Below are 3,887 nucleotides of genomic sequence, written 5' to 3' on the forward strand. Positions count from 1 at the left end.
GTATTATTATTATATTGAAAGCCTATACAAAATTAATACTTGACTAAAGCATTAAATATTATTATACTTTAATTAAGTATAGGTAATTAGTATTTTTAGGAGACAATGATGAAAAAACTAATTTTAGTAATCTTTTTAGTGAGTTTTAGTACAGTTTTTCCAGCATTTGAAGTTGATGTTATAGGACAGCTTAGTGCTGTAACTGGATTTCCAATTTTGGATTCTCAGACTGTAAAAATTAATGGATCAACAGAAGTAAGACCAGACCTTTCTGTTCAAATAGGATATATGCTTCCTATGCAAAATGGTTTAAAAGGTATAAGCCTTTTAGGTGATGTTATGATAGAGCAAACTACTATAGGTATTACTTATCCTGGAGATAAAAAAATAGTTAATAAAGAAAGCGGTCTAAGTATGGGATTAGGTTTTACAACTAAATTTGTAATTGGTAATGTTAATAGCTTAATTCCTAGAGATACAGTTTTAGGTGTTGGAGTTGCTGCTAAAGCTTTAATATATGCTCCAAATATAGTACTTACTATGACTCCTCCTCCTATAAGTATTTATTTCAAAACTTTCGTAGAACAGAGATTCTTTATATCTAGACAGTTAGCTTTTGTAGTTGGACTTAATTTATATGTAGACTACATGCTTCCTATGACTTATAAAGTTGATCAGTTGTTTATGGGTTATTTTGTAACTAGTTATCTAGATTTGGGTATAGGTCTTAGTGTAGGACTTCACTTCGGTAATTAATTTTTATTGTTAAATAAATATATTTTTAGGGGACTATTAAAAAATTAATGGTCCTCTTATTTATTTTTTTAAATAATATATTATAATTCTATCATGCTTTGAATTTCTTTTTATGATTTATTTTCAATTTGGTTAATAATTATATTAAAAGGAGAGAATATTGAAAAAAAAGATTTTGCTTATTTTATCTGTATTTGTTTTTTACAGTAATATTTTATTTAATGATGTGGTTAATAGTATAGTTGGAGTTGTTGGTTCTATTCCAATTACTTATGAGGATTTTGTAAGTAGGAAATCTTTTTTATCTCTTCAGGCTAGGTCTGTTGGTAAAAAAATCAATGATGATATGGTTTATAAAGATTTAGTTGAAGAGAGAATAATGTATTTGAAGCTTAAAGAATATAATTATGTGATAGAAGAAAATGATGTAAGCAGACGTCTTGAGAATATTGCCAATCAGTATAATCTCACTTTGGATCAATTTGCTAAGCAATTAAAAGCGGAAGGCATATCCTATGAAGAATACCGTAATTCTATAAAAAAACAAATAGCTATGGAAAATTTAAGCGGTCTTGTTGTAAATAATACAGAAATTACAGATGCAGAGGCAGATGAGTATTATAATAACAGTAAAGATAAAACAGCATTTGAGGTAGACACTTTAGTAAAGCTTTCTTGGATATTTTTTAAAGCTACAACATTCACGGAAAAAGGTGAAAAGCAAGAGTTAGCAGATAGAGTTAGAGGAATGGCAGCAAGGGGTAATGATTTTGCTGAACTAGCTAAAAAATATAGTGATGATGAAAAAACAAAGAATTATGGTGGAGATTTGGGTTATAATCTTTTATATGATGCAGGAAAACGTTCTTTGCCTGCACAGGTAAACACTGGTCTTACCTTGGCAAAGAGGGGATATAAAGTAGGCACAGTGAGTTCAGTTCGTGAATTGGTAGGTAAGGGCTTTTATATAGTAAAAATAGTGGAAATACAAAAGGATATGGATAGTATTCGTACAAGAGTAAAAAACTATCTAAGCGAGATTCGTATGAGAGATTCTTTTGTAAAATGGCTTGATGATGAAACCAAAAGAGTTACTATAAAGTTATATAAATAGTGTTGACAGAATTGTAAAAATATAGTATAATATATTACTCATGTAATAGTAGAATTTTAAAATTAATATAAATGGAGAAAAACCATCATGTATGCAATAGTAGAAGTAAAGGGAAAACAATACAAAATAGAAAAAGGTCAAGATATCTTAATAGAATATTTGGGCGATGATGCTAAAGAATCACCAGAAATAAAAACGCTCCTTCTAAAAAAAGATGATGAAAGTGTAGTTGTTGGTACACCTTATGTAAACGGAGTAAAAATAAGTTCTAAAATAGTTGAAAGCTTAAAAGGTGATAAAGTAGTTATAGGCAAGCACAAAAGAAGAAAAGATTATAAAAGAAAAACAGGTCATAGACATAAATATCATAAAATCACTATAGAAGATATTACATTAGCTTAAGTTTATAATGTCTTCTTTATTCAGTGTTGTTTATAATAGTGATGGTGTTATAATAAAAGTTACTATAGAAGGACATGCTGGAATAAAAAAGTCTGGTGAAGGTTATGAGGTATGTATAGCTTTGAGTGCTTTATCTCAGGCTATGCTCAATGCTCTTACTGAAATAGTTGGAAGTAAGAGTATTAAATATAAAATTAATGATGGATATTTAAGCTTTGAATTGATTGGTTTTGATAAACTTAACAAAGAAAAAGCTTATGAGTATATTACAGTTAGTAGAGGGTATTTACTAGGTATAAAATCTCTTATTAAAGAGTATCCTGACTATGTAAAATATAAAGAGGAGTTAAAAAATGGCACATAAGAAAGGTGGCGGAAGTTCAAAAAATGGACGTGATAGTCAATCTAAACGTTTAGGTGTAAAAGTTTATGGTGGAGAAAAAGTTGTATCTGGTAACATTATAGTTAGACAAAGAGGTACACAATTCCATGTTGGTAAAAATGTTGATATAGGTAGAGATCATACTATTTTTGCAACTGCTAATGGTGTTGTTAAATTCCACACTAATAAGTTTGGTAAAAAAACTATAAGTGTAATAGCTGAATAATATTATACACTAAAATATATTATTTTTTATTAATATCCTATTCTTATTTTAAGAGTGGGATATTTTTGTTTATTTGTTATATTTAAACCACGAGGATAATTATTTTATGAGAATATTATTTATAGTTTTGGGTTTTATATTTCTTGGTGTAGGGGCTGTTGGTATAGTTGTACCAATTTTACCTACAACGCCTTTTTTGCTTTTGGCTTCATTTTTCTTTGCTAAAGGCTCTAAAAGATTTCATGATTGGTTTTTATCTACAAAATTATACAAAAAATATTTAGAGAGCTTTGTAAAATCAAGAGCCATGACTCTAAAAGGAAAATTAACTATACTTATACCTGTAAGCTGCATGCTTATAATTACATTTATTTTGGTAAATAATATATATGCTCGTGTTGTTTTAGTGATATTATTCATTTCAAAATATGTTTATTTCTTCACGCAAATAAGAACAGTTTCAGAGGAAGAGCTAAGTAAGATGAGAATAAGCTATCAAGAAGAGCAATGATTTTTTGATATGCAATAAAAAATTGTAAATTATAAGAATATTAATTAAAAGCTATGTTAATATAAAAAAGGCTCTATTTATAAATCAATATAAATAAAGCCTCAAAAAATAAAATAAGCATTTATAAAAAATTATAATTCGTAAAAAATTATTATTTACCTGTTACAGTTATGGTATCATAATTAGAAAAGTCATTTCTACTTTCTAAATCTTTTTTATCATAATCTTTTAGAGGTATTTTATTTCTTATAGCAGCATAAACTGTAGGAACTATTATTAAAGTAAACATAGTTGAAAGTAAAAGCCCTCCTAACACAGCAATAGATAAAGGCTGATACATTTCATTTCCGCTTCCTCCAGATAATGCCATAGGTAAAAGTCCTAGTATTGTTGTAAGTGTTGTCATTAGCACTGGTCTTAAACGTCTAGGTCCAGATTCTAAAGCAGCTTCATCTCCATTAATATGTTTCTCATGCATAAGCTGATTCATATAGTC

The 3,887-nt window shown here is 28.2% G+C and carries 7 protein-coding genes; 6 read left to right on the plus strand and 1 reads right to left on the minus strand.

Going from position 1 to position 3,887, the window contains the following annotated elements; translation table 11 throughout:
• The first annotated feature begins 108 nt into the window (after positions 1–108).
• The 6 genes from E6A48_RS01995 (at position 109) to E6A48_RS02020 (ending at position 3,391) form a co-directional block, all read left to right on the plus strand.
• A complete protein-coding gene (locus tag E6A48_RS01995) occupies positions 109–756 on the plus strand; it encodes a hypothetical protein (protein ID WP_014936731.1) in 648 nt (215 codons plus the stop codon).
• A gap of 160 nt (positions 757–916) precedes the next feature.
• Positions 917–1,870 (plus strand): peptidylprolyl isomerase, encoded by a 954-nt coding sequence (locus E6A48_RS02000; RefSeq protein WP_219708315.1) that lies wholly within the window; start codon positions 917–919, stop codon positions 1,868–1,870.
• Positions 1,871–1,957: 87 nt separating this feature from the next.
• Positions 1,958–2,272 carry a 50S ribosomal protein L21 gene (gene rplU, locus E6A48_RS02005; protein ID WP_013244526.1) on the plus strand — a complete coding sequence of 105 codons (315 nt, stop codon included), beginning with the start codon at positions 1,958–1,960 and terminating at the stop codon, positions 2,270–2,272.
• A 7-nt stretch (positions 2,273–2,279) separates the two neighbouring features.
• Positions 2,280–2,636, plus strand: coding sequence for a ribosomal-processing cysteine protease Prp (locus tag E6A48_RS02010; RefSeq protein WP_219708316.1), 357 nt, complete (start codon positions 2,280–2,282; stop codon positions 2,634–2,636).
• A complete protein-coding gene (gene rpmA / locus E6A48_RS02015) occupies positions 2,626–2,880 on the plus strand; it encodes a 50S ribosomal protein L27 (protein WP_013244528.1) in 255 nt (84 codons plus the stop codon). Before E6A48_RS02010 ends, rpmA begins: the two co-directional genes overlap by 11 nt.
• Positions 2,881–2,986: 106 nt before the next feature.
• On the plus strand, positions 2,987–3,391 hold the full coding sequence (locus E6A48_RS02020) for a YbaN family protein (protein ID WP_219708317.1): 405 nt from the start codon (positions 2,987–2,989) through the stop codon (positions 3,389–3,391).
• A 151-nt stretch (positions 3,392–3,542) separates the two neighbouring features.
• On the opposite strand, the gene E6A48_RS02025 is transcribed toward E6A48_RS02020, so the two are convergent.
• Positions 3,543–3,887 (minus strand): efflux RND transporter permease subunit (locus tag E6A48_RS02025; RefSeq protein ID WP_219708318.1); only part of this gene is annotated, 345 nt, incomplete at its 5' end.

The sequence above is a fragment of the Brachyspira pilosicoli genome (assembly GCF_019402445.1).
Classification (GTDB): domain Bacteria; phylum Spirochaetota; class Brachyspiria; order Brachyspirales; family Brachyspiraceae; genus Brachyspira; species Brachyspira pilosicoli_B.